This is a genomic window from Allobosea sp. TBD101 (assembly GCF_059817965.1).
Window position 1 is genome coordinate 4,920,635 of sequence record NZ_CM187543.1, and the last position, 24,651, is coordinate 4,945,285.

The 24,651-nt window shown below is 66.8% G+C and carries 22 protein-coding genes; 11 read left to right on the forward strand and 11 right to left on the reverse strand.

What is annotated here, in order from left to right:
- Positions 1-8: 8 nt before the first annotated feature.
- From fdhF to AC6RIC_RS23970, 4 genes are all read left to right on the forward strand, one after another.
- Positions 9-2,891, forward strand: a complete 2,883-nt coding sequence (gene fdhF, locus AC6RIC_RS23955; RefSeq protein ID WP_454658446.1) for a formate dehydrogenase subunit alpha — start codon at positions 9-11, stop codon at positions 2,889-2,891.
- Positions 2,878-3,720, forward strand: a complete 843-nt coding sequence (gene fdhD, locus AC6RIC_RS23960) for a formate dehydrogenase accessory sulfurtransferase FdhD (RefSeq protein ID WP_499734216.1) — start codon at positions 2,878-2,880, stop codon at positions 3,718-3,720. Before fdhF ends, fdhD begins: the two co-directional genes overlap by 14 nt.
- Positions 3,717-3,974, forward strand: a complete 258-nt coding sequence (locus tag AC6RIC_RS23965; RefSeq protein ID WP_499734217.1) for a formate dehydrogenase subunit delta — start codon at positions 3,717-3,719, stop codon at positions 3,972-3,974. The genes fdhD and AC6RIC_RS23965 overlap by 4 nt, the downstream gene beginning before the upstream one ends.
- A 96-nt stretch (positions 3,975-4,070) precedes the next feature.
- A complete protein-coding gene (locus AC6RIC_RS23970; RefSeq protein ID WP_454658449.1) occupies positions 4,071-5,729 on the forward strand; it encodes an OFA family MFS transporter in 1,659 nt (552 codons plus the stop codon).
- 97 nt (positions 5,730-5,826) lie between these two features.
- Here the strand turns inward: AC6RIC_RS23970 and AC6RIC_RS23975 are convergent, their stop codons facing one another.
- Complete coding sequence (locus AC6RIC_RS23975) at positions 5,827-6,123, reverse strand: antibiotic biosynthesis monooxygenase family protein (RefSeq protein ID WP_499734218.1); 297 nt, start codon at positions 6,121-6,123, stop codon at positions 5,827-5,829.
- Between the two features lie 157 nt (positions 6,124-6,280).
- On the opposite strand from AC6RIC_RS23975, the gene AC6RIC_RS23980 reads away from it, so the two are divergent.
- Positions 6,281-6,712, forward strand: a complete 432-nt coding sequence (locus AC6RIC_RS23980) for an OsmC family protein (RefSeq protein WP_499734219.1) — start codon at positions 6,281-6,283, stop codon at positions 6,710-6,712.
- Positions 6,713-6,915: 203 nt separating this feature from the next.
- Here the strand turns inward: AC6RIC_RS23980 and AC6RIC_RS23985 are convergent, their stop codons facing one another.
- The 7 genes from AC6RIC_RS23985 to AC6RIC_RS24015 all read right to left on the reverse strand — a co-directional run bounded on the left by AC6RIC_RS23985 (position 6,916) and on the right by AC6RIC_RS24015 (position 15,261).
- Positions 6,916-7,920: an ABC transporter ATP-binding protein gene (locus AC6RIC_RS23985; RefSeq protein ID WP_499734220.1), complete on the reverse strand. Its 1,005-nt coding sequence runs from the start codon at positions 7,918-7,920 to the stop codon at positions 6,916-6,918.
- The gene (locus AC6RIC_RS23990) at positions 7,913-8,902 is read right to left on the reverse strand and encodes an ABC transporter ATP-binding protein (RefSeq protein ID WP_499734221.1); all 990 of its coding nucleotides are present in this window, start codon (positions 8,900-8,902) and stop codon (positions 7,913-7,915) included. Before AC6RIC_RS23990 ends, AC6RIC_RS23985 begins: the two co-directional genes overlap by 8 nt.
- Positions 8,899-10,362 (reverse strand): amidohydrolase family protein, encoded by a 1,464-nt coding sequence (locus AC6RIC_RS23995; RefSeq protein ID WP_454659059.1) that lies wholly within the window; start codon positions 10,360-10,362, stop codon positions 8,899-8,901. The genes AC6RIC_RS23990 and AC6RIC_RS23995 overlap by 4 nt, the downstream gene beginning before the upstream one ends.
- A gap of 38 nt (positions 10,363-10,400) precedes the next feature.
- The gene (locus tag AC6RIC_RS24000) at positions 10,401-11,597 is read right to left on the reverse strand and encodes an amidohydrolase family protein (RefSeq protein WP_499734222.1); all 1,197 of its coding nucleotides are present in this window, start codon (positions 11,595-11,597) and stop codon (positions 10,401-10,403) included.
- Between the two features lie 32 nt (positions 11,598-11,629).
- On the reverse strand, positions 11,630-12,583 hold the full coding sequence (locus AC6RIC_RS24005; RefSeq protein WP_454658455.1) for an ABC transporter permease: 954 nt from the start codon (positions 12,581-12,583) through the stop codon (positions 11,630-11,632).
- On the reverse strand, positions 12,573-13,565 hold the full coding sequence (locus tag AC6RIC_RS24010; RefSeq protein WP_454658456.1) for an ABC transporter permease: 993 nt from the start codon (positions 13,563-13,565) through the stop codon (positions 12,573-12,575). Before AC6RIC_RS24010 ends, AC6RIC_RS24005 begins: the two co-directional genes overlap by 11 nt.
- A 127-nt stretch (positions 13,566-13,692) precedes the next feature.
- On the reverse strand, positions 13,693-15,261 hold the full coding sequence (locus AC6RIC_RS24015) for an ABC transporter substrate-binding protein (RefSeq protein WP_454658457.1): 1,569 nt from the start codon (positions 15,259-15,261) through the stop codon (positions 13,693-13,695).
- 244 nt (positions 15,262-15,505) lie between these two features.
- Between AC6RIC_RS24015 and AC6RIC_RS24020 the strand changes: the two genes are divergently transcribed.
- The 5 genes from AC6RIC_RS24020 (at position 15,506) to AC6RIC_RS24040 (ending at position 19,691) form a co-directional block, all read left to right on the forward strand.
- The gene (locus AC6RIC_RS24020; protein WP_454658458.1) at positions 15,506-16,213 is read left to right on the forward strand and encodes a GntR family transcriptional regulator; all 708 of its coding nucleotides are present in this window, start codon (positions 15,506-15,508) and stop codon (positions 16,211-16,213) included.
- 300 nt (positions 16,214-16,513) lie between these two features.
- Positions 16,514-17,329 (forward strand): alpha/beta fold hydrolase, encoded by an 816-nt coding sequence (locus AC6RIC_RS24025; RefSeq protein ID WP_499734223.1) that lies wholly within the window; start codon positions 16,514-16,516, stop codon positions 17,327-17,329.
- 126 nt (positions 17,330-17,455) lie between these two features.
- The gene (locus tag AC6RIC_RS24030) at positions 17,456-17,842 is read left to right on the forward strand and encodes a c-type cytochrome (protein ID WP_454658460.1); all 387 of its coding nucleotides are present in this window, start codon (positions 17,456-17,458) and stop codon (positions 17,840-17,842) included.
- An 82-nt stretch (positions 17,843-17,924) separates the two neighbouring features.
- Positions 17,925-19,121 (forward strand): Na+/H+ antiporter NhaA, encoded by a 1,197-nt coding sequence (gene nhaA / locus AC6RIC_RS24035; RefSeq protein WP_499734224.1) that lies wholly within the window; start codon positions 17,925-17,927, stop codon positions 19,119-19,121.
- 120 nt (positions 19,122-19,241) lie between these two features.
- Positions 19,242-19,691: an NUDIX hydrolase gene (locus tag AC6RIC_RS24040; protein WP_499734225.1), complete on the forward strand. Its 450-nt coding sequence runs from the start codon at positions 19,242-19,244 to the stop codon at positions 19,689-19,691.
- Between the two features lie 10 nt (positions 19,692-19,701).
- On the opposite strand, the gene AC6RIC_RS24045 is transcribed toward AC6RIC_RS24040, so the two are convergent.
- Entirely contained in the window at positions 19,702-20,034 is a 333-nt protein-coding gene (locus tag AC6RIC_RS24045; RefSeq protein WP_454658463.1) for a hypothetical protein, read from the reverse strand.
- A 542-nt stretch (positions 20,035-20,576) separates the two neighbouring features.
- On the opposite strand from AC6RIC_RS24045, the gene AC6RIC_RS24050 reads away from it, so the two are divergent.
- A complete protein-coding gene (locus AC6RIC_RS24050; protein WP_499734226.1) occupies positions 20,577-21,074 on the forward strand; it encodes a GNAT family N-acetyltransferase in 498 nt (165 codons plus the stop codon).
- A 3-nt stretch (positions 21,075-21,077) separates the two neighbouring features.
- On the opposite strand, the gene AC6RIC_RS24055 is transcribed toward AC6RIC_RS24050, so the two are convergent.
- Together AC6RIC_RS24055 and uvrB are read right to left on the reverse strand one after the other, a co-directional pair.
- Positions 21,078-21,530, reverse strand: coding sequence for a DUF2267 domain-containing protein (locus AC6RIC_RS24055; protein WP_499734227.1), 453 nt, complete (start codon positions 21,528-21,530; stop codon positions 21,078-21,080).
- Positions 21,531-21,907: 377 nt separating this feature from the next.
- Complete coding sequence (gene uvrB / locus AC6RIC_RS24060; RefSeq protein ID WP_499734228.1) at positions 21,908-24,622, reverse strand: excinuclease ABC subunit UvrB; 2,715 nt, start codon at positions 24,620-24,622, stop codon at positions 21,908-21,910.
- Positions 24,623-24,651: the final 29 nt, after the last annotated feature.

Below are 24,651 nucleotides of genomic sequence, written 5' to 3' on the forward strand. Positions count from 1 at the left end.
ATGCCGCCATGGCCCTGATCAAGGAAATCGACTACGGCACGCCGATCCGTCTCTCCGAGAAGACGGTGACGCTGACCATCGACGGCCAGAGCGTCACGGTGCCGGCCGGCACCTCGGTGATGGCGGCGGCGATGAGCATGGGAACGGCGATTCCGAAGCTCTGCGCCACCGACTCGCTCGAACCCTTTGGCTCCTGCCGGCTCTGCCTCGTCGAGATCGAGGGACGGCGCGGCACACCCGCCTCCTGCACGACGCCCGCTGAAGAGGGCATGGTCGTCCGCACTCAGTCGGAGAACCTCTCGTCCTTACGCAAGGGCGTGATGGAGCTCTACATCTCCGACCATCCGCTGGACTGCCTGACCTGCTCGGCCAATGGCGATTGCGAATTGCAGGACATGGCCGGCGCTGTCGGCCTGCGCGAGGTGCGCTACGGCTACGAGGGCGAGAACCACGTCTTCGCCAAGGGTTCAGACGGGCTCGCCAACGAGAACTGGCTCGCGAAGGATACGTCGAACCCCTATTTCACCTACGATCCGTCGAAATGCATCGTCTGCAATCGCTGCGTGCGCGCCTGCGAGGAGGTGCAGGGCACCTTCGCGCTGACGATCACCGGCCGCGGCTTCGACTCGCGTGTCGCGGCCGGACCGACCGATTTCCTGGGATCCGAATGCGTCTCCTGCGGTGCCTGCGTGCAGGCCTGCCCGACCGCAACGCTGATGGAGAACAAGGTCATCGAGCATGGCCAGCCCGAGCATTCGGTGGTCACGACCTGCGCCTATTGCGGCGTCGGCTGCTCGTTCAAGGCGGAGATGCAGGGCGACCGCGTCATCCGCATGGTGCCCTACAAGGACGGCAAGGCCAATGAGGGCCATAGCTGCGTCAAGGGCCGCTTCGCCTGGGGCTATGCCACCCATACCGACCGCATGACCAAGCCGATGATCCGGGCGAAGATCACCGACCCGTGGCGCGAAGTGTCGTGGGAAGAGGCGATCAACTACGCCGCCTCCGAGTTCAAGCGCATCCAGAGCAAGTACGGCCGTGAATCGGTCGGCGCCATCACCTCGTCGCGCTGCACCAACGAGGAGGTCTTCCTCGTCCAGAAGCTGGTGCGCGCCGCCTTCCGCAACAACAATGTCGATACCTGCGCCCGCGTCTGCCATTCGCCGACCGGCTACGGCCTGCGGACGACGCTCGGCACCTCGGCCGGCACGCAGGACTTCAAGTCCGTCGCCAAATCCGACGTCATCCTGATCATCGGCGCCAACCCGACCGACGGACACCCCGTCTTCGCCTCGCGCATGAAGAAGCGCATCCGTGAGGGCGCCCGCCTGATCGTCGCCGATCCCCGCAAGATCGACATGGTGCAGTCGCCGCATGTGAAGGCGGATTACCACCTGCCGCTCAGGCCCGGCACCAATGTCGCGCTGCTCAATGCGCTCAGCCATGTCGTCGTCACCGAAGGGCTGATCGACGAGGCCTATGTGCGGGAGCGCTGCGATCTCGGAGATTTCGAGCACTGGGCCCGCTTCGTCGCCCGCGAGGAGAACTCGCCGGAGGCGAGCGAGACCTATACCGGCGTGCCGGCGGCCGATGTACGCGCGGCGGCGCGGCTCTATGCCACCGGCGGCAATGGCGCGATCTATTACGGGCTCGGCGTCACCGAGCACAGCCAGGGCTCGACCACGGTGATGGCGATGGCGAACCTCGCCATGGCGACCGGCAATATCGGGCGCGACGGCGTCGGCATCAATCCGCTGCGTGGGCAGAACAATGTCCAGGGCTCCTGCGACATGGGCTCGTTCCCGCACGAGTTCTCGGGCTATCGCCACGTCTCCGACGATTCGACCCGGCAGGTCTTCGAGATGCTCTGGGGCGTGCCGCTCGATGCCGAACAGGGTCTGCGCATCACCAACATGCTGGACGAGGCGGTCGAGGGCACGTTCAAGGGCCTCTATGTCCAGGGCGAGGACATCGCCCAGTCCGACCCCAACACCAAGCATGTCACGGCGGGCCTCGCCTCGATGGAATGCGTCGTCATCCAGGACATCTTCCTGAACGAGACGGCGAAATACGCCCATGTCTTCCTGCCGGGCGCCTCCTTCCTGGAGAAGGACGGCACCTTCACCAATGCCGAGCGGCGCATCAACCGCGTCCGGCAGGTGATGGCGCCGCTCGCCGGCAAGGACGAGTGGCAGGTCACGATCGATCTGGCCCGCGCCCTCGGCTACGAGATGGCCTACGGCCATCCCAGCGAGATCATGGACGAGATCGCGCGGCTGACGCCCTCATTCGCCGGGGTCTCCTATGACAAGCTGGAGAAGCTGGGTTCGGTGCAGTGGCCCTGCAACGACAAAGCGCCGACCGGCACGCCCTTGATGCATGTCGACCGCTTCGTGCGCGGCAAGGGCAAGTTCATGATCACCGAATACATCCCGACCGACGAACGCACGGGACCGCGCTTCCCGCTGCTGCTCACGACGGGCCGCATCCTCTCGCAATACAATGTCGGCGCGCAGACGCGGCGCACCGAGAACGGCGCCTGGCATGACGAGGACGTGCTGGAGATCCATGCCTTCGACGCCGAGAGCCGCGGCATCCGCGACGGTGACCTCGTCGCGCTGGCCAGCCGCTCGGGCGATATCGCGCTCCGTGCCGTGATCTCCGAGCGGATGCAGCCGGGCGTGGTCTACACGACCTTCCATCATGCCAAGACCGGCGCCAACGTCATCACCACCGATTATTCGGACTGGGCGACGAACTGCCCGGAATACAAGGTCACCGCCGTTGAGGTCCGGCGCACCAACGCGTATTCCGCCTGGCAGGAGAAGAATTTCGAGGAAGACGTGACCTTGCGCCGGATCGCGGAGCGCCTGCCCGATGCCGCGGAATAACCGCGAAGCCCAGCCGCCGGCCTCGGCCGCCGTCACGGCCGAGCCGCTGCGTTTCGGCGCGGCGCAGGAGGGCGCGCGCGAGATCGAGGTCGCGGTCGAGACTCCCATCAACATCGTCTACGGCAACATGCCCTATGCGGTGATGATGGCGAGCCCGTCGGATCTTGAGGATTTCGTTGCCGGATTCAGCCTGACCGAAGGCATCGTGCGCGGCGCGGACGAGATTCGCGCCATTGCCGTCGAGCCGAAGGACGAGGGCGTCATCGTCACGGTCGAGCTCGCGCCGGGGCGCTTCCGCGAGCATCTGGCGCGGCGGCGCAATCTCTCGGGCCGGACCTCCTGCGGGCTCTGCGGTGTCGAGACCATCGAGGAAATCCCGATGGCCGATGCGGCGACGCGGGCTTCTCGTGCCGTATCTGCCGCAGCGATCGAGGCTGCACTCGCCGCGCTCGACAAGCATCAGCCGCTGAACCAGCTCACCCGCGCCGTCCATGGCGCCGCCTGGTGCGATGCCTCCGGCGCGATCCTGGCGGTGCGCGAGGATGTCGGCCGCCACAACGCGCTCGACAAGCTGATCGGGGCGCGGCTCCGCGCCGGAGCGGATGCCAGCGAAGGCTTCCTGCTCGTCACCAGCCGCGCCTCGTTCGAGATGGTCGAGAAGGCCGCGATCTTCGGCGCCGGTACGCTGGTCGCGATCTCCGCACCGACTTCGCTCGCGATCGAGCGCGCCCGACATCTCGGCCTGACCTTGGCCGCCGTGGCGCGGCGCGACGGCTGCATCGTCTTCACCGGTGCTCTCGCGCCCGAAACCGAGACCATCGCCCGATGACGGAGGCCGGCCTGACCACCGATCACCACGCTGAGAACGTCGAGAAGCTCCGGCGCATGGCCGGGCAGATCGCCGATTTCTTCAAGGCGTATCCGGAGACGGAAGCGGCCGCTTCCGTCTCCGACCATATCAACCAGTTCTGGACCGGGCGCATGCGCGAGGACTTCCTCGCCGCCTTCGCCAACCGGCCGGAGGACCTCACGCCCCTGCTGCGGCAAGCCTTGCCGCAGATCAGGCCCGGGCGCGGAGGTTAGCAGCCAGACGCCGGTTCTGCCGGCGATGAGAAGACACAAGCGAGCTGGGACCCTACCCGGCCCGAACGGCGAAGCCATGGGGAAAGGAACCGGGGAATGAGTGTCGCACAGGATATCGGACAGGTCGGGGGCGGCATCGGCCTGCTCGACCGCGAACGGACCATCGCCAAGCCGGGCTTCAACCGCTGGCTCGTGCCGCCGGCCGCGCTCTGCATCCATCTGTGCATCGGCATGGCCTATGGCTTCTCGGTGTTCTGGCTGCCGCTGAGCCAGGCGATCGGCATCACCAAGCCCGTCGCCTGCGCGGCGGATGTCGGCCTGATCGGCTCGCTGTTCACCACATCCTGCGACTGGAAGGTCGCCGATCTCGGCTGGATGTACACGCTGTTCTTCGTGCTGCTCGGCTCATCGGCCGCGATCTGGGGCGGCTGGCTCGAGCGGGTCGGCCCGCGCAAGGCGGCCTTCGTCTCGACTTTGTGCTGGTGCGGCGGCCTGCTGATCTCGGCGCTCGGCGTCTACTGGCACCAGCTCTGGCTGATGTGGGTGGGCTCCGGCGTGATCGGCGGCATCGGTCTCGGTCTCGGCTATATCTCGCCGGTCTCGACGCTGGTGAAATGGTTCCCGGACCGGCGCGGCATGGCGACCGGCATGGCGATCATGGGCTTCGGCGGCGGCGCGATGATCGGCTCGCCGCTGGCGGACATGCTGATGAACCATTTCAAGACGGCGCAATCGGTCGGCGTCTGGCAGACCTTCGTCGCCATGGCCGCGATCTATTTCGTCTTCATGATGGCCGGTACCTTCGGCTATCGCGTGCCGCCGGCGAACTGGCGCCCGGAAGGCTGGACGCCGCCGGCAACGCAGAACGCCATGATCACCTCCGGCCATGTCCACCTGAAGAACGCGCACAAGACCAAGCAGTTCTGGCTGATCTGGTCGGTGCTGACCCTCAACGTCTCGGCCGGCATCGGCGTGCTCGGCATGGCCTCGCCGATGCTGCAGGAGATATTCGCGGGCTCGCTGATCGGCAAGCCGGAGATCGGCTTTTCCGCGCTCGACGCCGCGCAGAAGACGCAGATCGCCACGATCGCGGCGGCCTTCGTCGGCCTGCTCTCGCTGTTCAACATCGCCGGGCGCTTCTTCTGGGCCTCGCTTTCGGACAAGCTCGGCCGCAAGCTGACCTATGCCACCTTCTTCGGGCTCGGCATCCTGCTCTATGCGCTCTCGCCCTGGGCGGCGCATGCCGGGTCTCTGGCGCTCTTCGTCGGTTTCTTCTGCATCATCCTGTCGATGTATGGCGGCGGCTTCGCGACGGTGCCGGCCTATCTCGCCGACATGTTCGGCACGCAGTTCGTCGGCGCCATCCATGGCCGCCTGCTGACGGCGTGGTCGACCGCCGGCATCATCGGCCCGGTCGTGGTGAACTATATCCGCGAAGCGCAGATCGCGGCCGGCGTGCCGCGCGCGCAGGTCTATGACCGCACCATGTACATCCTCGCCGGCATGCTGGTGCTGGGCTTCCTCTGCAACCTGCTGGTCCGTCCGGTCGCGGCCAAATGGTTCATGAAGGATGCCGAGGTCGCAGCGCTCCAGAAGCGGTCGGCGAGCGTCGACGCGACGGCCCATTACGGCTCCTACGGCATCGGCAAGGGCGGCTTCGACGGCACCGCTCTCCTCGCCTGGGCCGTGGTCGGCCTGCCGATCGCCTGGGGCGTCTGGATCACGCTGTCGAAGTCGCTGGCCCTGTTCCGCTGAGCGACGACATCTTCGGCCAATCAGACGGCCCGCATCGAGCGATCGGTGCGGGCCTTTCGCTTGTGACATCCGGCGCGGCCTCGCGCGGGTGCGGGCTCTATTTCAGCGACAGGGCCACCGTACCGGCGATCGGATCGGTGACGCCGAGCCCGTTGCCGAGATCATCGAGCGTATGACGGAAGCCGTTGAGCGTGGCGATCATCTGCGGGCGGGCCGCCGCCATCGCATCCATGCTCTCCCATTCCGCGATGATGCAATAACGCCCCTCGCCGGCCGCGATGATGTTCGCGTGCCGCAGGCCGGGCCAATCGGCGGCGACATGACGATGGGCGTCCAGAAAAGCGGTCTCCATCCCCGGCTTCACCTTGAAACGAACGGCATTGAATGCGGTCATGGCAGCCTCCAGCGTTCGGGATGATGACCTTAGGGCAATTCGACATATTTGTCCTCTGGCGGTCGCGTGCCGGTGAACCGGACTCGCGCTCGACCGTTGTCGAAGGGTAGCGTTCCTGCCGCAGGATACCGATCCAACCAGAACGGGAGACAGCATCATGGCGATCAACAAGACCGGCGCGGCCCATTGGGAGGGCGGCATCAAGGACGGCAAGGGCACGATCTCGACCGAGACCAAGGCGCTCGACGCCTACCCTTACGGCTTCGCCAGCCGCTTCGAAGGCAAGCCCGGCAGCAATCCCGAGGAGCTGATCGGCGCCGCGCATGCCGCCTGCTTCACCATGGCGCTCTCGCTCATTCTCGGCGAAGCCGGGCTCAAGGCCGATGCACTGGACACCTCGGCCCGGGTGACGCTCGACAAGCTCGATGACGGCTACGCCATCACCGCGATCCACCTGACGCTCAAAGGCAAGGTGCCCGGCACCGACCAGGAAACCTTCGAGTCGCTGGCCGGTAAGGCCAAAGCCGGCTGCCCGGTCTCGAAGCTATTCAAGGCGCCGATCACGCTGGAAGCGACGCTGGTCGGCTAAGCTGAGCGGGCGGCTGAACCACCTTTGTCATTCCGGGGCTTCGCGGAGCGAAGAACCCGGAACCCACGACCGGGCGGGCTACCGGCAACAGCATACCCGATATCTAACCCGGTCGTGGGTTCCGGGTTCACGCCTGCGGCGCGCCCCGGAATGACAAGGCTGTGGCTCGATGCCACTGAGGTCGGGTCAGCGGTGCCCACACCTCAGGCGAAGTGGCAGGAAACGCGGACACCACCCAGTTGCCGCAGCTCCGGCCGCTCGACACGGCAGCGGTCGGCGGCTTGCGCGCAGCGCGGGTTGAAGGTGCAGCCGGCTGGCGGGCTGATCGGGCTCGGCACCTCGCCGGACATTGGCCGGCGTTCCCGGTTCGGCCGCTCGACATCGGGGATCGTGTCGAGCAGCAGGCGCGTATAGGGGTGCTGCGGCCGGGTGAAGACCTGCTCGGCCGGACCCGCCTCGACGAAGCGGCCGAGATACATGATCGCGATATCGTCCGACATGTGCCGAACGACCGAGAGATTGTGGCTGATGAAGAGATAGGTCAGCCCGAATTCCTTCTGCAGCCGGACCATCAGGTTGAGGATCTGCGCCTGCACGGAAACGTCGAGCGCCGAGGTCGGTTCGTCGCAGACGAGGAAATCGGCTTCGGTCGCGAGCGCACGCGCAATCGAGATGCGCTGGCGCTGGCCACCCGAGAAGGCGTGCGGGTAACGGCTCGCATCGGTGCGCGAGAGGCCGACGGTCTCCAGGAGATCGCCGACGCGCTGCTGGATCGCGACCTCGTCGGCGCGCAGGCCCAACTCGCGGATCGGCTCGGCGATGATGTCGCCAACGCGCCAGCGTGGATTGAGCGAGGCGTAAGGGTCCTGGAAGATCATCTGCACGCGCGGCGGGCCGATGGTGCCGTCGGCGCGGCGGATGTCGCGGAAGCTGAGCTGGCCCTCGGTCGGCCGCTGCAGGCCGACGACCATGCGGGCGAGCGTCGATTTTCCGCAACCGGATTCGCCGACGATGCTGAAGGTGGTGCCGCGCCTGACCGTGAACGAGACGTTCTCGACCGCGCGCAGGATGCGCCGTGGCTCATGCGAAAACAGGCGCGAGAGCGCCGGCGCCGAGACATCGAAGCGGCAGCAGGCCGCGGCGACATCGAGGATGATGTCGTCGCCAGCCGCTCGGGCTGGGGCGGGCATCGTGGCTTGCTCAAGCATGGGCCGCCTCCTTCAGAGGGAAATGGCAGGCTGCGGCATGCCCAGAGAGAGGCAGGCCGGGCTTGTTCTCGCGGCAGAAGGCTTCGGCCCGGCCACAGCGCGGGTTGAAGGCGCAGCCCGGCGGGATGGCGTTGAGGCGCGGCATGGCGCCGTCGATCTGGTTGAGATGCTCGTGGCGGACATGGACGCTGGGGATCGAGGCCATCAGCCCGGCGGTATAGGGATGGCTCGGCCGGCGCGTCACCTCCGCGACCGGGCCGATCTCGACGATGCGGCCGGCATACATCACCGCGACCCGGTCGGCGGTCTCGGCGATGACGCCCATGTCGTGGGTGACCAGCATGATCGCGGTGCCGTGCTCGCGGCAGAGCCGCTTCAGCAAGGTGGTGATCTGGGCCTGGATGGAGACGTCGAGCGCCGTCGTCGGCTCGTCGGCGATGATCAGAGAGGGCTCGGCGCAGAGTGCGAGCGCGATGACGACGCGCTGGCGCATGCCGCCCGAGAACTGGTGCGGGAAATGGTCGATCCGCGTCTCGGCGGCGGGAATGCCGACCTCCTTGAGCAGGTCGAGCGCGCGTTTGCGCGCCTCCGTACGGCTGACCGGCAGATGGGTCAGGATGGTCTCGACGAGCTGGTCGCCGACCTTGAGCAGCGGGTGCAGCGAGGTCAGCGGGTCCTGGAAGATCGCGCCGATGCGCCGGCCGCGCAGCTTGCGCATCTGCTCGGCCGGCAGGTTGTCGATGCGCTGGCCGGAGAGATGGATCTCGCCGCCGGCGACACGGCCCGGCGGATCGAGCAGGCCGATCACCGCCGTGCCGGTCAGGGACTTGCCCGCCCCGGACTCGCCGACCACGCCGAGGATCTCGCCCGGCGCGATATCGAAGGAAACGCCGTCCAGCGCGGTCAACGGGCCGTGGCGGCCATCGAAGACGATGCGCAGGTCGCGGACGGACAGGAGAGGCGCGGCGGCGGTTGCGGTCATGCAGAGGCCTCGCTGCGTTCGATCGGGTAGCTCGACGAGAAGATCTCGCTCATCGGCGGGTGGCCGAGCGTGCGCTCGGGATAGCGCGCCATCACGCCCTCGAACTGCTTCTGGGCGCGGGCATTGTCGGCGGCCTCGTCCTGGCCGGGAATGGCCCGGTTCTCCATGACGAAGCGGCCGTCGATCACCACGGTCGCGAAATCGCGGCCATGGCCGGTCAGCATCATCGTCTGGATGGGGTCGATGACCTGTCCGCTATGCGGCCGGTCGAACGCGAAGACAGTGATGTCGGCGCGGGCGCCGGGCTGGAGACGGCCGAGATCGGGCCGTTGCAACGCATCCGCGCCGCCGATGGTCGCGGCGTCGTAATAATCCTCGGAGCGCACGGCGCCGACATTGCCGGCCATGGTGCGGGAGAGGATCATGCCGGTCTGCATGTTCATGATCATGTCGGGCGGGGCGGTATCGGTACCCATGGCGATGTTCAGGCCCATGGCGCGATAGCTGCCGAAATGATTGATGCTGTTGCCGTGCCGGCCGGAGACCAGCGGGCAATGCACGATGCTGGCGCCGGAATCGCGGATGATCTCGAGATCGCGGCCGGGGCGGTCGATCAGGCGGCTGCCGGAGACGACGGTGCCATGCGGCAGCAGGCAACGCTCGTTGAGGAAGCCGAGGCTTTCCAGCCATTCCGGCGGGCTCATGCCGTGCTGGGCGAGGACGAGATCGTATTCGATCTTCGACTGGCAGCAATGGAGCCGGACGGGGATATCGAGCTCGCGCGAGGCTGCCGCCGTGCGGCGCAGCAGTTCGGCCGTCGAGGTCTCGATCCGGTCCGGCGCGAACATCGCGCGGATCAGGCCGCCGGCCACACCTTCGTGACGCTTGGCGAAGTCGATGGCGGCATCGAGCTCAGCGAGCCCGCGCTCTTCCTCGTAATAGGTGACGACGCGCCCGTCGCTCTCGACGACCTGATTGCCGGTGCGATAGGCCGGGCCGAGATAGGCGCGCAGGCCGAGATCGGCGGCGGCAACCGCAGCGTCCTCGAATTCCTGCACCGTCTCGCCCCAGGCGCGGTAGAACAGCGAGGCGATCGGCAGCGCGGTGGTGATGCCGTTGCGGATCAACTGGGAGAAGGCATAGCGCTTCTGAAAGGCCAGTTCCTCGCGCGTGTACATCTCGTAGGGGCCAGCCTCGAGATAGCTGCGCGGCCAGACACGGCCCTTCTTCCAGGCCGGCTGGTTGTCATAGCCGAGGATGGTGGTGTCGAGATCGGAGAGCGCGTCGCAGTCGACGAAGCCCGGCCCGATCAGGGCATGGCCGTAATCGATGCGGCGTGCGACTTCGCCGGGGAAGCCATAACCGACGAAGACGACCTCGCCGTTCTCGAACACGACCTCGCCGTTCTCGTAGAGGCGATGGCGGCCGTCCTTGTGGCCGACCACCCAGCGGGCGGTCATCAGGATGCGGCCTTCGGGCCGCTTCTTGGCTTGCAGGCTCACGGGGCAGTCCTCACCGAAACGCCGTCACGGGCGACGATCTTGCCGCGCTTGATCACGCGGCGCTTGGGCGAACGGGTCACGACGATATCCGTCAGGCTCTGGCCGGGCATGATCACGAGATCGGCGATCTTGCCTTCGGCGAGGCCGTAATCGGCGATCTCCATCACCTGGGCGCCGCCGGTCGTGCAGACATGGAGGCCCAGCTCGACTTCGTCGTCGCGGCGGAAATTGTTGCGCAGGCCGATGAACATGGCGCGCTCGACCATGTCGGCATTGCCATAGGGGCCCCAGGTGTCGCGGATGCCGTCCGAGCCCGAGCAGACGCGGATGCCGGCATCGAGCAGCTTCTTGACGGCCGGCGCGGTGTTGCGGGCCGGCGCCGTCGTCATGATCGCGATGTCGAGATCGGCGAGCTGCGGGATCACGGGGTCGACCAGTTCCGGCGCGGTGCCGAGGCAGAAGGCGTGGCTGACGGTGACCTTGCCCTTCATGCCGAGCGCGCGGGTGCGCTCGATGATCAGGTCGAGCGAGAACAGGCCCATCTCGCCGGGCTCGTGCAGATGGATGTCGAGCGGCCGGCCATAGGTCTGGCAGAGCCCGAAGATCGCATCGAGATGGCCCTTCGGATCGCGGTCGATGGCGCAAGGGTCGAGCCCGCCGACGATCTCGCAGCCGGCCTTCATCGCCTCATGCATCAGCTCCAGCGTGCCCGGCCGGCGCAGCAGCCCCGATTGCGGGAAGGCGACGAGTTCGATGTCCATGATGTCCGCGTAATCCTCGCGGGTCTTCATGATGCCCTCGACGCCCCAGAGGCCGAGATCGGTGTCGACATCGACATGGCTGCGGGTGTGGGTCGAGCCCAGCGCCGAGGACTGCACGGTCTGGCGCGCCGACTGGCGGGCCGGGTCGAGATCGAGGCGCTTCTTGCTCAGGCGCTCGTTGTCGATCTTGTCGAGCAGCTTCGGGCCGACTTCGTTGACGTACCAGGTCATGCCCAGGAGGCTCTTGTCGAGATGGGCGTGGGCCTCGACCAGGCCGGGGATGGCGATCTCGCCGCGACCATCCTCGACCGTCACGCCGGCTGGCGCGACGATGTCCTTCGCGATCCGGATGATGCGGCCGTTCTCGATGAGGATATCGAGAGCCGGCCCGGCATTCGGCCTGATATTGCGGATCAGGAGTGAGGCAGTCATCGCAGGCGTATCCTCGTGGTTTCTTATGATGGTCAGCGCAGCTTCGGGTTCAGCGCGTCGCGGAGCCAGTCGCCGAGCAGGTTGACCGAGAGCACGATCAGGCCGAGCTGCAGCGAGGGGAAGACGACGAGCCACCAGGAGCCGGAGAACAGGTACTGGTTGCCGATGCGGATCAGCGTGCCCAACGAGGGCTGGGTGATCGGCATGCCGACGCCGAGGAAGGAGAGCGTCGCCTCCGAGAGGATGGCGAGGCCGAGGCTCAGCGTCGCCGAGACCAGCACCGGCGTCATCGTGTTGGGCAGGATGTGGCGGCCCATGATCCGCGTCGCCGGCACCTTGATGATGCGGGCGGCGAGCACGTATTCCTTGCGGCGCTCGACCATGGTCAGCGCGCGCACGGTGCGAGCGTATTGCACCCAGCTCGTCAGCGCGATCGAGAGCACCAGCACCACGGCGGAGAAGGGCTCGCGCAGGGCCGGCGGCAGCATCTCGCGGAAGATCGCCGAGACCAGGATCGCCATCAGCAGCGTCGGAATCGAGAGCACGGTGTCGCCCAGCCGCATCAGCAGGTTGTCGATGCGTCCGCCATAGAAGCCGGCCGTCAGCCCGATCGAAACGCCGATCAGCATCGAGACGACCACGGCGGAGAAGCCGATGATCAGCGAGATGCGCGAGCCGTAGAGGATGGCCGAGAGCACGTCGCGGCCCTGCGGGTCGGTGCCGAGCAGGAAGGGCCATTCGCCGCCCTCCTGCCAGATCGGCGGAATCTCGGCCTTGTCGATGAAGATCTGCGCGAGGTCGTACGGGTTCTGCGGCGCGATCAGCGGGGCGAAGAGCGCGCTCAGCACCAGCAGCGCCAGCACCAGAGCCGAGAGCCAAGCGACGGGCGTGTGGCAGAAGCTCCAGCCGATATCGCTGTCGAGGAAACGGCGCAGGCGGCCGGGCTTTGTCACGGTGTCAGCGGGCCGGTTCTTCTCAGCGGGCATTTGCGCCTCCCGTCAGCGCATCCTCGCGCAGGCGCGGGTCGACCCAGGCATAGGTCAGGTCCACCAGCGTGTTGAGCGTGACGAAGATGAAGGAGACGACGATCAGATAGGCCGCCATCACCGGGATATCGACGAAGGTCACGGCCTGGACGAAGAGCATGCCCATGCCCGGCCACTGGAAGACCGTCTCGGTGACCAGCGCGAAGGCGATGAGGTTGCCGATCTGCAGGCCGGTGACGGTGATGACCGGCATCAGGCAGTTGCGCAAAGCATGGCCGAAATGGACGGCGCGGGACGGCAGGCCCCGTGCCCGGGCGAAGCGGATGAAGTCGGTGCGCATGGTCTCCAGCATCTCGGCGCGGACAAGGCGCATCACCAGCGTGATCTGGAAGAGCGAGAGCGTGATGCCGGGCAGGATCAGCGCCTTGCGGCCGGAGGCTGTCAGGAAGCCGGTGCTCCACCAGCCGATCTGCACGACCTCGCCGCGCCCGAAGGCCGGGAGCCATTGCAGCGTCACCGAGAAGATCAGGATGAAGAGGATGCCGAGCGCGAAGCTCGGCAGGGACACCCCGAGCACCGAGACGAATTGCAGGGTCTTGGCGAGAAAACTGTCTCGTCGGATCGCGGTGTAGACGCCCAGGGGAACGCCGACGGCGAGCGACAGGAAGGTCGCGACCAGCACCAGCTCGAAGGTCGCCGGGAAGCGCTCCGAGATCAGCGTGAAGACATCCTGCTGGTTGCGGTAGGAGATGCCGAAATCGCCGCGCACGGCATTGCCGACGAAGGTCGCGTATTGCAGCACGAAGCCCTTGTCGAGGCCGAGGCGAACGCGCAGTTCGTCGCGCTGCTGCTGGCTCGCCTGCTCGTTCAGCATCAGCTCCACGGGGTCGCCGACGAAGCGGAAGATCAGGAAGGCGAGAAAGGCCACCGCCAGCATCACGCCGGCGGCGTTGAGCAGTCGCTTGAAAAGAAAGGCCGGCATGGGAACTCCTGCGTTCCGGCGTCATTCCCGGGCTTCGTCCTGCGAAGACCCGGGAACTTCAGGAGAAGGCGCTGGTTGCCGAGATGGCCGGATCAAACCCGGCCATGACGGTTGGACCGCGACCGCCTCACTTCATCATGGTCAGCCAGAGCCGCGGCTTGTTGTCCGAGGCCTGCACGGTCGAGACGACGGTGTTGCGCATCGCCCAGGCCATCGGCTGCTGGTGCAGCGGAATGAAGAGCTGCTCCTTCTTGGCGATCTTGAGCGCTTCCTTCATCATCTCGATGCGCTTGGGCGTATCGAGCTCGACACCAGCCTTGTCGATCAGCGCGTCGATGCGCGGATCGCCCCAGTTGCCCCAGTTGAAGACGCCACTCGTGCCGCTCTTCGAGTGCAGCACCTGCACGAGCAGGGAGTAGGCGTCGATCATCGGCTCGTTGGCCCAGCCGAAGGAGATGACGTCGAACTCGCCCTTGACGCGCTTCGGCGTCTGCTGGCTGCGCGGGGCCATGCTGAGGTTCGGCTTGAGGCCGGCGCGCGACCACATCGCCGCGACCGCCTGGCAGAACTCCTCCTCGTTGACGAGAGAGTCGCTCTGGCAGTTGATCTGGAACGAGAAGCCGTTGGGATAGCCGGCATCGGCCAGGAGCTTCTTGGCGCCGTTCAGGTCGAAGGGCAGGCGCTCGTCCTGCGAGGGCTCGTAGCCGGGGATCGCCGGGGCGACGAGGGCGCCGGTATTGCGCGACAGGCCGCGCATGGCGCGCTTGTGCACCGCGTCGATGTCGATGGCGCGATAGAGCGCCTCGCGGACCCGGATGTCCTTGAAGGGGTTTTTGTCCTTGACGTCGCTCTCGATCAGCTTGTCGCCGAGATTGAGCGCGAAGAACACCGAGCGCAGTTCGTTGGTCTGCAGCACCTTGACGTCCGGCGAGGCGGAAAGGCGGGGCAGGTCCTGCAGCGGGGCGACGTTGGTGTAGTCGATCTCACCCGAGAGCAACGCCGCGACGCGGGTCGAGGACGAGGTGATCGGCGAGAACTCGATCACGTCGATATTGTGCTTGGGCTTGTCCCACCAGCCGGCGTTCTTGACGAAGACCGTCTTGGAATCGGCGCGCCGGCTCTCGACCTTGAACGGGCCGGTGCCGTTGGCGTTATCGGTGGCGTAGCCCTTCACACCCTTGCCGGAATCGGTCGGGAGCAGCGAGTTGTTCGCCTCCATCCACTCCTTGTCGAAGATGAAGATGTTGGTGAGATCGTTCAGCAGCAGCGGATAAGGGCCGTTGACCTCGAGCTCGATCGTGTAGTCGTCGATCTTCTTCGAGCTCTTATAGGCCGGCAGATTGCCCTTGAGCGGCGAGGTCTCATGGGTGACGCGGGCCAGCGAGGCGAGAACATCGTCGGCCGTGAAGGGGTTGCCGTTATGGAACTTGACGCCCTGGCGCAGCTTGAAGCGCCAGACGGTCGGCGACACCGTCTCCCAGGATTCCGCCAGCGCCGGCTCGATCTTGAGATCGCCGGTGTAGCGCACCAGCCCCTCATAGACGTGATTCAGCACGGACAGTGTGAAAGTCTCGCCATAGGAATAGGGATCGAGCGAGGCGATCTCGCGTGAGGCGCCCCATTTCAGCGTCTTGGCTTCCGCCGCGCTGGTGAGCGCAAAGGCGGCAACGGCCGCCAGCAACCAGGCCTTCTTCATCGACTTCTCCCCTTTTGCGTCGGCGCGCCTGCGGCTCCGCCGAGTCTCGATCACTTTCTGCCGTCCCGTTATGCACCTGACGCTTTGCGCGTCATTTTCGTGTGCGATTATAAGGCATACTTGCATACGATATGAGAAGCGTATTGTATGCGATTATTGAACACAAGCGGAAACTGGCGCGGAGCCCGCTATCGTGACATTGAACCCCCCGGACAAGACCGTTCCTGCACGAGGGAAAGCCACGATGGCCGAGAAGCGAGCCCCGGTTCTGCGCGCCGAATCCGTCTATCGGGCACTGCGGCGGGCGATCATCGAGCAGGCACTGAAACCCGGCATGAAGCTGCCGGAGGACTCGATCGGCGAGCAGCTCGGCGTCAGCCGCACCCTGGTGCGCGAGGCCTTCGGACGGCTCGCCGTCGAGGGCCTCGTCGAGCTCAAGCCCAATCGCGGCGCCTCGGTCGCCTACCCGACGCTGGAAGAGGCACGCGACGTCTTCGAGGTGCGGCGCGGCCTCGAACGGCTCGTGGCCGAAAGCCTCGCCGGCCGCATCACCCCCGCCCAGGTCGCCGAGCTGGAAGCCCATGTCCGCCAGGAAGAGAAGGCGCATGAGCAGGACGGCCCGGAATCGATCCGCCTCTCCGGCGAGTTCCACATCAAGCTCGCCAAGATGACCGGCAACGCGCTGCTGCTGCGCTATGTCCAGGAAGCCTCTTCGCGCTGCTCGCTGATCCTGGCGATCTACGGGCGCCCGCATTCGAGCGAATGCGCCGTCTCCGAGCATCGCCAATTGATCGACGCGCTGCGCGCCGGCGACGCCGCCCGGGCCGCAGACCTGATGGATCACCACCTGCGAGCCGTGGTCACCCGCGCACTGCTGACGCCGCGCATCGAGCGCGACATCCGCGACGTGCTCGCGCCCTACGCCCTGAGCGAGGGACTCAACCCGTCCTGACCCCGTGACCGAGCATGGCGACATGCCAAGAGCCCGCCGCATCGCGCACAAAGACATGCATCAGACGCAGGCCAATTAGTCTTTGGTCCATTTGATCTGCGTCAAAGACATTGCGCCCCCTGCGCTCAAGCCATGGCGGGGGCGGTTCCGATGCGCCATCCTGCCACGAAGCGATCCCATCGGCAAAATCAAGGCCGAGCGATCGGGGTGGGCGACCCAATATTCCAGGGAGGATGGGGCCATGGACGAAATCATGCGCGGGCAGCGCAGCCTTCGGCATCTCCATCTGCGAGGTGACGCATGACGGCAACGACGGACATCATCGACTTCAAGGTCGAGACGCCGGACGGCGCAACGCTGCACGCTTTCAAGGAAGGGCATGGCCAGCCTCTGCTGCTCGTCAGCGGGCTCAGCGGCAGCGCCGCCTTCTGGAGCGACATCGCCGCGACCCTCTCCCGCTCCTTCCAGGTCATCCGCTTCGACCAGCGCGGCATCGGCGCCAGCACGCGCGGCGAAGCCCCGTGCTCCATCGACCTCTTGGCGCAGGACAGCCTTGCCGTTCTCGACGCTGCCGGCGTCGCGCGGGCCGTGGTGCTCGGCCATTCCACCGGCGGCTGCATCGCGCAGGCCATCGCCAAGCAGGCGCCCGGCCGGCTCGACGGCCTGATCCTGAGCGCGAGCTGGCTCAAGTCCGGCCGCTACCTGAACGCCGTCTTCGGCGCCCGGCGCGCCATCCTCGCCTGCGATCCCTACGCCTATGCCGCCACCTCGGTGCTGAGCGCCTACCAGCCGCGCTGGATCGAGGCGAACTGGCATATCTACGACGCCGGGATCGCCGCCGCGCCGGTCAGCGAGCAGGCCCGGACGGTGACGCGCGAACGTCTCGACGCGCTGCTCGCCTTCGACGGCACCGCCGATATCGACTCGCTGATGATGCCGGTGCTCGTCCTCGGCACGCGCGACGACATGGTCGTGCCGGTCTATCATCAGGAAGAACTCGCCGCCGCCCTGCCCGGCTGTCGGCGGGCGATCATGGAAACCGGCGGACATCTCTTCCCGATCTCGCGGCCGGATGCCTTCACCGCCACCGTGGCGGAGTGGATCGGCGAACTCTGAGCCCGGAGCAAGGCCGTCCGGTTCGATCGACGGAGCGGACAGCACGACGCGCGGCGAAATGGCTCATGCCATCGCCTGATGACTCGGCGCTAAGCTGAGAATGCCTCCAAGTCGAAAGACGCGATCATGCGAGCCATTCTCTCCAGCCTTGTTCTCCTCCTCCCCGTCCTGACCCACGCCGCGATGGCACAGGACATCTCGGCCGGCGAGCGCTCCTTCGCCAAATGCCGGGCCTGCCATCAGGTCGGCGAGGGCGCGCGCAACCTCGTCGGGCCCGAGCTGAACGGGCTGATCGGCCGGCATTCCGGCGCGGTCGAGGGTTACAGCTATTCGAACGCCAACAAGAATTCCGGCCTGACCTGGGACGAGGCGACCTTCGCCGAGTACATCAAGGACCCCAGGGCCAGGATCCCCGGCACCAAGATGATCTTCGTCGGCATCAAGAACGAGAAGGAGATCAAGGACCTGATCGCCTTCCTCAAGCAGTTCGACAAGGACGGCAAGAAGTCCTGATTCCGCCTGCGGCATCGGCAAACTTGGTCATCGACGGCCACCTGTCGTATCTCTTCTCGTCTAATCGACGAAGGAGAGCTTGATGGCCGCCCCCGCGACCCGGACGAAACCCCTTTCCGCCTTGCGGGACTTCCTGCACAGCGAAGCAGCGGGCGGCATCGTCCTGATGGTCGTCGCGGCGCTGGCCCTCGTCGTCGCCAACTCGCCGGCGGCGCCGCTCTATTTCGGCGTGCTGAAGAGCTATGTGCTGGGCCTGTCGGTCCTGCACTGGATCAACGACGCGCTGATGGCAGTGTTCTTCCTGCTCGTCGGACTCGAGATCAAGCGCGAGATGCTCGACGGGCAGCTCTCGAGCTGGGCGCGCCGGGCGCTGCCCGGCTTCGCCGCGCTTGGCGGCATGATCGCGCCGGCGCTGGTCTATGTCGGCTTCAATCTCGGCTCGCCCGACACGCTGCGCGGCTGGGCGATCCCCGCCGCGACCGATATCGCCTTCGCGCTCGGCGTGCTGTCGCTGCTGGGCTCGCGCGTGCCAGCCTCGCTCAAGATCTTCCTGACGGCGCTGGCGATCCTCGACGATCTCGGCGCGGTCATCATCATCGCGGTCTTCTATACCGCCGAGCTCTCGGGCCTCTATCTCGGGCTCGCGGTGGCGACGCTCGTCGCGCTCGTCGCGCTGAACCGGCTCGGCGTGATGCGGCTTGCGCCCTATCTCCTGCTCGGCGCGGCGCTCTGGTACTTCACCCTCAAATCCGGCGTGCATGCGACCTTGGCCGGCGTCGCGCTGGCGCTGACCATCCCGCTCACCCCCTCGCCGGCCAGGCCCGACAGCACCACCTCGCCGCTGCACCGGCTGGAGCACGGGCTGCACCCCTGGGTTGCGTTCCTGATCATCCCGATCTTCGGCTTCGCCAATGCCGGCGTCTCCTTCGCCGGGCTGGGACTTGCGACGCTCGGCCAGGCCGTTCCGCTCGGCATCATGCTCGGGCTGTTCCTCGGCAAGCAGATCGGCGTCTTCGGCTTTGGCTGGCTGGCGATCCGCGCCGGGCTCGCCGATCTGCCGGCCCGAGCGTCCTGGGCGCAGTTCTACGGCATCGCCCTGCTCTGCGGCATCGGCTTCACCATGAGCCTCTTCATCGGGCTGCTCGCCTTCCCCGCCTCGGAAGCCCTGCAGGACCAGACCAAGATCGGCGTGCTCGCGGGATCGCTGCTATCGGGCATCTGCGGCTGGCTGCTGCTGCGGCTGGCCAAACCGGAGGCCATGCACGAATCGAAAGCCTGATGCGATTCAGCGGAACGCCCCTTCCATTTCTGCGAATCGATGCAATATTTATTCGCTCCGGCGAACATCTGTGATTCGGAGCCGGACGAATGTGCAGCCAGGAAAGGGCTCTCAGCGTCGATGAAGAAGGCCAAGCGGAAACCGGGGGAGAAGCGGTCGCAGATCGCCGCCATGCCGATCCGCCACGCCGCCGACGGCTCGACGGAGATCCTGCTCGTGACCTCGCGCACGACGCGCCGCTGGATCGTGCCCAAGGGCTGGCCGATGAAGGGCGTGAAGGACCGCGACGCCGCCGCGCGCGAAGCCTATGAGGAGGCCGGCGTGATCGGCCGCGTCAGCGAGAAGCCCGCCGGGCGCTATACCTACTGGAAGCGGATGAACGACCATTTCGCGCTCTGCGAGGTGAAGCTCTACCTGCTCGAGGTCGAGCAGCAGCTCGATAGCTGGGCCGAGCAGCACCAGCGCGACCTGCACTGGTTCAAGCTAGCCGACGCCGCCGACATCGTCGACGAGCCCGAGCTGAGCACCGCCATCCGCAAGCTCGACACGCAGCTCGCCGTCGCCGCCTGACTTTTCCGTATCAGAGATCGTCGAAGGGCGTGCGGCCGTCGACCGCGATCATGCGCTCGCAGGCGATCCGATCGGCCTCGGCCGGGCTCGCGCCGCCGGTCCGGGCATCGACCACGAGCCGGACATACTGCTTCACCTCCTCGGGCATCGTCGCGAAGAAGGCATTCAAACAGAGCGACGGCTGCTCGTGGCCGCAGCTCTTCTGCCGCTGGCAGCCCTTGCGCGGGCAGAACGACCAGATCTCCAGCCGGTCCACCAGGCTGCGATGCTGCCGCGCCCGCCGGGCCTCGTAATCCGCCTGCCACTGCGCCTGCTCCGGCGTCTGCCAGTCCAGCTTCGCCATGATCCGCTCCTGCATCGCGCGCCTGCGCGAAAGCTCATAGGTCCTCAGTCGCCCGGCTCGCGCGCGGGCGTTCGTGGATGACGAGGGGCAGCGGAGCGCCGCGAGGCGCGGAGTATCGGCCGCTTCCGTTGAGCCAGGATGCGGCGCGGATGGATTGAGCCACCATCCGCACGCCCCGTGGCGCTCCGCTTGTCGGCGTTCTTGAAAACTGCGGGCCGCGCTTCCGTTGGGCGGAGCGTCGATCGCGGACGGACGGGGCGTGCCAGCTTCCCTCAACGGGTCGTCGCGCGCCTGCCGCCTCGCCACCGCCGCGCCGCCTCTCCTAGCGAGGCTCCTCGCGCAGGGACCGTATTATCCCCAGGGCGGTTCCCGCAGCCTCCCGAGTCCGGGGTGCAAACCCGGCCGCAGGGCGCCGCCCCCGCCCCGCCATGCAGCATGCCTCCGGATGGCCGCCCCTCGGGGTGAGGTGAACAGAGAATAGGCGGGGACGCGCGGGCGGGGATTAGTTTTCATCGGCGATACCGGCATGGCATAAGCCCCGGATGCACATCCGCCCCGAACAGCCCGCCGATTCCGACGCCATCCGCGCCCTGACCACGGAGGCCTTCGCGACGGCGCCGCATAGCAGCGGCACCGAAGCGGCGATCGTCGACGGCCTGCGCGCGGCCGGGGCGCTGACGCTCTCGCTCGTCGCCGTCGAGGGCGAAGAGATCGTCGGCCATGTCGCCTTCTCGCCGGTGACGATCGACGGGGCGGAGCGCGATTGGTTCGGGCTCGGGCCGGTCTCGGTACAGCCCGGCCGGCAGCGCGGCGGCATCGGCTCGGGCCTGATCCGCGATGGTTTGCGGCGCCTGCGCGAGAATGGCGGCGGTGGCTGCGTCCTGCTCGGCGACCCCGCCTATTACGGCCGCTTCGGCTTCGCCAACGACCCGGCGCTGGTGCTGGAGGGCGTGCCGCCAGAGTACTTCATGCGCCTCGGTTTCGGCGCGGAGCTGCCGGCCGGCACGGTGCGCTATCACGCGGCTTTCGACGGGGCTTGAGGCTCAGACCGCCCAGAATTCCCGCGCGCCGGGCGGAAGCTTGTCCAGCGCGCGCTCGAAGGCTTGCGGCTCGACATGCCGGCGCAGCGCCCGGGCGACATCGGCGATACCGCTTTCCGGCAAGATGCTGTGGTCTCCGCGAAAGGCCATCGCCTCCCGCGCCAACGCCACCCGTTCGGCGAAGGGTTTGGACGGCTGATCGAGGTCCCAGTCCTGCAGGATCATTGTCGCGAGTAGCGGCGGCAGAGCATCGGCGAAGGCGAGCCCCTCGGCCGGCGTCAGGCGCGCTCGGAAGGTGACGAGCACGGCCAGCACCGACTGCCAGGTCTGATGCGTGGTGGCATGGCCGAGTTCATCGCGCGCATCGAGCAGGAAGCGTTCGAGGTCGCGTGAGGCATGGACGAAGGTGGAGGGGACGGTCATGGCTGCGAGGATAGGCGATGGCGCCGCCGTCATGGTCGGGCTTGTCCCGACCATCCACGCCTTTGCCGTGTCTGCGCGAGCCAATCCCGATAAGGCCGCCCATCGGCACCGTCGCAAGACGTGGATGCTCGGCACAAGGCCGAGCATGACGCGAGGCGTCGGAACCGCAACGCCTCTTCCTTCTCCCGGATGGGAGAAGGTGGCGCGGAGCGCCGGATGAGGGTGTGCGGTTCAAGATAAGGCGCCGCGGCGTCGTTGCGGCCTGACGATCAGCGGCGATCCCTCACCCCTGCCCCTCTCACTGATCTCGGGCTTGCCCGAGATCAGCACCTGAAGTGTCGAACTCGGCAACAGCCGAGTTCGATGCGGGAGAGGGGTTTCCCGCGCTTTGGCTGTCAAGGAAACAGCCCTCAACCGCGCCGCCCCCGCCTTTCCCCAGCGCCCTTCGGCCGCACATCCGGCCTCGGGCCCATCTCGTCCAGCGTCGGCTTGCGCGGCCGTTCGCGCGACGATTTCGGCTTGCCCTCGCCGCCGCCCCAGTTATGCGGGCCCATATCCTCGTCCGTGGGCTTTCTGGCTCTGGTAGAGACGCCGTCGCCTGCCGGCGAGGCTTTTGCGCGGGTCGGCGGCAGGTTGGCGCTGGAGCCGTAGCTGCGCTCGCCCTTGTACTTGCCGGCGGAGGCCTCGACCTCACCCTGCCGGGCGAGCGGATCGTCCGCAATCGCCAGCTCCGTCGCCTGCAGGCGCTTGATCTCGTCGCGCAGGCGGGCCGCCGTCTCGAATTCGAGATCGGCCGCGGCCTCGCGCATGCGCTTCTCGAGATCGGCGATCGCGGCCTTGAGATTGTGGCCCGAGGCCGGCGCCACCAGCCCCTTGTCGACCGTGACATGGTCGCGCTCATAGACCGAGCCGAGAATGTCGCCGATATTCTTCTTCACCGTCTGCGGCGTGATGCCGTGTTCCGCGTTATAGGCGACCTGCTTCTCGCGGCGGCGGTTGGTCTCCGCCATCGCCCGCTCCATCGAGCCGGTGACGTGGTCGGCATACAGGATGACCTTGCCGTCGACGTTTCGCGCGGCACGGCCGATGGTCTGGATCAAGGACGTCTCGGAGCGCAGGAAGCCCTCCTTGTCGGCGTCCAAGATGGCGACGAAGCCGCATTCGGGAATGTCGAGGCCCTCGCGCAGCAGGTTGATGCCGACCAGCACGTCGAAGGCGCCAAGGCGCAGGTCTCTGAGGATCTCGATGCGCTCGATCGTGTCGATATCCGAGTGCATGTAGCGCACGCGCACGCCGTTCTCGTGCAGGTACTCGGTCAGGTCCTCGGCCATGCGCTTGGTCAGCACTGTGACCAGCGTGCGATAGCCCTTCTCGGTGACCTCCTTGACCTCGTCGAGCAGGTCCGCGACCTGATGCTTGGCGGGGCGAATCTCGACCGGCGGGTCGATCAGCCCGGTCGGGCGGATGACCTGCTCGGTGAAGACGCCGCCGGTCTGCTCCATCTCCCAGCCGCCGGGCGTGGCCGAGACATGCACCGACTGGGGCCGCATCGCGTCCCATTCCTCGAAGCGCAAGGGCCGGTTGTCCATGCAGGAGGGCAGGCGGAAGCCGTATTCGGCCAGCGTCGCCTTGCGGCGGAAGTCGCCCCGGTACATGCCGCCGATCTGCGGCACGGAGACGTGACTCTCGTCGGTGAAAACGAGGGCGTTGTCGGGCAGGTATTCAAACAGCGTCGGCGGCGGCTCGCCCGGCTTGCGGCCGGTGAGATAGCGCGAATAGTTCTCGATGCCGTTGCAGGAGCCGGTCGCCTCGATCATCTCGATGTCGAAGGTGCAGCGCTGGTCGAGCCGCTGCGCCTCCAGGAAGCGGCCCATGCGGTTGAGCTCGTCGAGGCGGGCTTTCAGCTCCTCCTTGATAGACTTCACCGCCTGGGTCAGCGTCGGGCGCGGTGTGGTGTAGTGCGAATTGCCGTAGACCTTGATGAATTCGAGCTCGCCGGTCTTCTGGCCGGTCAGCGGGTCGAACTCGGCGATCGACTCGACCTCGTCGCCGAACAGGCCGATGCGCCAGGCCCGGTCCTCATAGTGCGCCGGATAGAGCTCGATGACGTCGCCGCGGACCCGGAAGGTGCCGCGGGCGAAGTCGTGCTGGGTGCGCTTGTACTGGAGCGCGACGAGATCGGCGATGAGCTGGCGCTGCTCGATGCGCTCGCCGAGCTTCACCGAGAAGGTCATCGCCGTATAGGTCTCGACCGAGCCGATACCGTAGATGCAGGAGACCGAGGCGACGATGATCACGTCGTCGCGTTCGAGCAGAGAGCGCGTCGCCGAATGGCGCATGCGGTCGATCTGCTCGTTGATCGAGGATTCCTTCTCGATATAGGTGTCCGAGCGCGGGACATAGGCCTCCGGCTGGTAATAGTCGTAATAGGAGACGAAGTACTCGACCGCGTTGTCGGGGAAGAAGCTTTTGAATTCCCCGTACAATTGGGCGGCCAGCGTCTTGTTCGGCGCGAGGATCAGCGCCGGGCGCTGCGTCTCCTCGATCACCTTCGCCATGGTGAAGGTCTTGCCCGAGCCGGTGACGCCGAGCAGGACCTGATCGCGCTCCTGCCGGCGGATGCCGTCGACGAGATCGGCGATCGCGGTCGGCTGGTCTCCTGACGGGGAGAAGTCCGACTTCATCGTGAAGGCGATGCCGCCTTCCGATTTCTCGGGGCGCTCGGGCCGGTGCGGCGTCCAGGGCTTGCCGGGCTGGATGAAGGGGCTGCCGGTTTCGAGCAAATGCTGCAGCGAGCTCGCGGTCGCGGCGGCCGCGCCCTCGGCGCCGATGAAGGCGGAATCCGCCTTCTTGGAGAGCTTGCGCTTCGGCCTCTCCTCGCCGCCCGGCCGTTCCAGTGCGTAGCTCGGCTTGGCCTCGTAGCCGGCCTGCGGCTGGTCGCTGAAGCCGGAGGCGCCGCCGGGCACCGCCGTGCCGCGGTTGATCGCGGGGTTCAGCAGATCGGCGAGATAGCCTTCGAGCGGCTTCAGCTCGGGCTTGGTCGCCTTGGAATTCGGCGTACGGGCCGAAGAGGGCTTCTTCGCCGCTTTCGGCCTGGTCGCGGTGGTGTCGGAGCTTTTCGGCATGGCCGCAATATGGGGCGGAACGGGCCGCG